This window comes from Flavobacterium sp. (assembly GCF_049318185.1).
Classification (GTDB): domain Bacteria; phylum Bacteroidota; class Bacteroidia; order Flavobacteriales; family Flavobacteriaceae; genus Flavobacterium.
This window is the reverse complement of the sequence record NZ_JBMOGV010000191.1, coordinates 1-2847: the sequence shown is the minus strand read 5'-3', so window position 1 is coordinate 2847 and position 2847 is coordinate 1. Positions and strand designations below refer to the sequence as shown.

Here is a 2847-nt window from a genome sequence, read left to right as displayed (position 1 = left end):
AGCTTAGCTAACTTCCATCAGGGCTATTGAGGACGTATTTCTTTCTTTTAAATAGAAGATTCCCGCCTACACGGGAAAGACAGCCGCTACTAATCATTTATTACTAAACTAGTACTTTCCTTATTGTCTTTCCCGCGCAGGCGGGAATCCATCTTGTTTCATTATTGTTTTCTTTTGATAGGAATGACAAAAAAGTAACAAAAAAGCCCCCCCTTACGGAAGAGCTTTTGAACCCTGAATGGGAACCTGTCAGCCTACAGCTTAGCTAACTTCCATCAGGGCTATTGAGGACGTATTTCTTTCTTTTAAATAGTGGATTCCCGCCTACACGGGAAAGACAGACGCTACTAATTCGTTATACAAAACTAGTACTTTCCTTATTGTCTTTCCCGCGCAGGCGGGAATCCATCTTCTTTCATTGTTGTTTTCTTTTGATAGTAATGACAAAAAAGTAAAAAAAAGCCCATAATATACTGATTTACAATATAATTATGGACTTTTAGTACCCTTCACTATCAAGTTGTCGAACCATTTTATAGCAGATTTAAAACGATTACACTACGCCTACGTGCTGCTAACAAAAAAAGCCACAGTTTCCTGTGGCTCAATTTTAACTTAACTAAACTTATTGCAATATAATCTTTTTAATATCCACAATTTGACCTTGTGGATTGATGATTTGAACAAAGTACATTCCAGTTCCACCCCACGTTGCTAGTTGCATTGTGCTGTTGGTTCCAGAAGTTGTTATTGGTGTCGTTGCCACTTCTTGCCCCAATGAATTAATGATTTTCAATGTTCCACCATTCAAATTGGTGATGTTATTGAAATTGATATTGATTTGAGAACTTGCAGGATTAGGAGCGATGGTGATGCTATTAGCCCATGCAACTGGGTCATTGAAAGATAACTGCCCAACGTTTATTATAAGCGTATCCGTAACGGTAATGTTAGTGATGCATTGATTGACATTATACAAGTTGGTGATTTCTTCTTGGGTTAAAGCACGGTTCCATATGCCAATATCGTCAAGAATACCATTAAAGTAAGCAAATAAATCGGTCCTTACTCCAAAATATAAGTCAATAATACCTTGTAAGTTCAAATTAGTGCCTGAATTTTCTAATGTACCATTGATATAAATAGATACCAAATTTCCATTTTTACTCATTACCACATGGCTCCATTGAGAAGGATTAATGATGTTATTACATTCGATAAAATTATTACATGTTGAAACAGCGTCAAATACAAAGTACTTAGAATTGGTTAGTCCAGAACATTGTGGTAATGTAGAAGAATATCCAATACCATAACCTTTAAATAAATCGACTGTATTGGTTTGATTCACACCAAAACCGATTGGATATTGAAACTGTGAATTATTTAAATTTGACCAAAATGAAATAGAATAATTTGAAGTTAAGTTTAGTTGTCCTATATGGATTTTATCATCCACACCATCAAAACTATAAGCACTATTTGCATTACCAAATCTATCCGTTGTCAAAGTAGCCCCATTCACAGTTCCATTGTTTGCATTACCACTTTCATCGTTGGCGTTGCCACAAAAAGGCCAATAACCCACAAGTCCTGTCGTAGGAATATTGGCTGGCAAACATGCGGTTTGAGGCAAGGATGAGTTATATAAGTTGGTAATTTCAGTCTCAGTAAGTGCTCTATTCCAAAAACCAACATCATCTAATTTCCCTTCCAAGAAATCAAATTGTGTTGCAACGCCTATTCCAAAAAACAAAGGTAGACTTGGCATATTACTTTGAGTTGGAACATTACTTGTTTGATTATAAAATAATACACCATCCAAATACATTTTGATATAAGTTCCATTTTCGAAAACACTTACTAAATGATGCCAAGAATTAACAGATGGAGGCGTTTGATTAGTTGCATAACCTCCTAATTGAGCACCCGTGCTATTAAATATGTAAGAAGAGAAGCCATTTTCATTACCAAAATTACGGTAACCTAACATAAAATTACGACTTGAATTATTAGTCCCTGAATGATTTGCAAAGAAAATAAAATCATTAGAACCAAGAGAATTCAGATTATAAGTTGACATATTTACCCAACATGAAACTGTAAAAGAACTATTTGAAGCATAATTTGGAGCTTGAATAAAGTCATTTATGCCATCAAAACTATAAGCACTATTTGTATTACCAAATCTATCTGTAATTAATGTAGCCCCGTTATTAGTTCCATTATTATCATTACCACTAATATCATTGGCATTGCCACTAAACGGCCAATAACCAACAAGACCATTTGTTGGAACATAAGAAGGCACTTGAGCAAAAAGTGTTGAGGTGGTTAAAGCTACAGCCATCACCAAAAAGAGTATTATTTTTTTCATTTTGTTAAATATTAAGTAATTAGACTTCAAAAGCATAAAAATTTTTTGCAAATATAAGCTTTTTTTATTTAATCGGCATATATGCCGATGTTGTGAGGTTGTATTAATGGAATTTTGACCTATGTCAGAAGAACAATTAGTAAAGCTAGGTCAGTTAATCAACAATAGGGCAAAAATCAAGTTTAAAAGTAATTTGGAGTTTGCCTCTGCTTGTGATATTGACGAGAAAAGCATCCGCAGAATTCTTAATGGCAAACAAAACTTCTCCATTAACATCTTCTCGAAAATTTGTTCCGCATTGGGTGTTAAGATGTCGGAACTACTATCAGATATCGATTTGTAAAAACAAGGTTGAATTTTACAAAAAATCCCTTATTTTCAGAAAAACTTTTGTACATATCTGCCTGCAGGTTAGCTAACTTCCATCGGGGCTATATGGACGTATTTCTTTCTTTTAAATAGTGGATTCC

Annotated in this window: 2 protein-coding genes; one reads left to right on the top strand and one right to left on the bottom strand. The window is 34.5% G+C overall.

Annotated elements, in window-relative coordinates; all coding sequences use genetic code 11:
• Positions 1-625: 625 nt before the first annotated feature.
• A complete protein-coding gene (locus ACOYLT_RS11370) occupies positions 626-2377 on the bottom strand; it encodes a LamG-like jellyroll fold domain-containing protein (protein ID WP_422853959.1) in 1752 nt (583 codons plus the stop codon).
• Positions 2378-2498: 121 nt separating this feature from the next.
• Here ACOYLT_RS11370 and ACOYLT_RS11365 point away from each other — a divergent pair, with 121 nt between their 5' ends.
• Entirely contained in the window at positions 2499-2720 is a 222-nt protein-coding gene (locus ACOYLT_RS11365) for a helix-turn-helix domain-containing protein (RefSeq protein WP_422853958.1), read from the top strand.
• Positions 2721-2847: the final 127 nt, after the last annotated feature.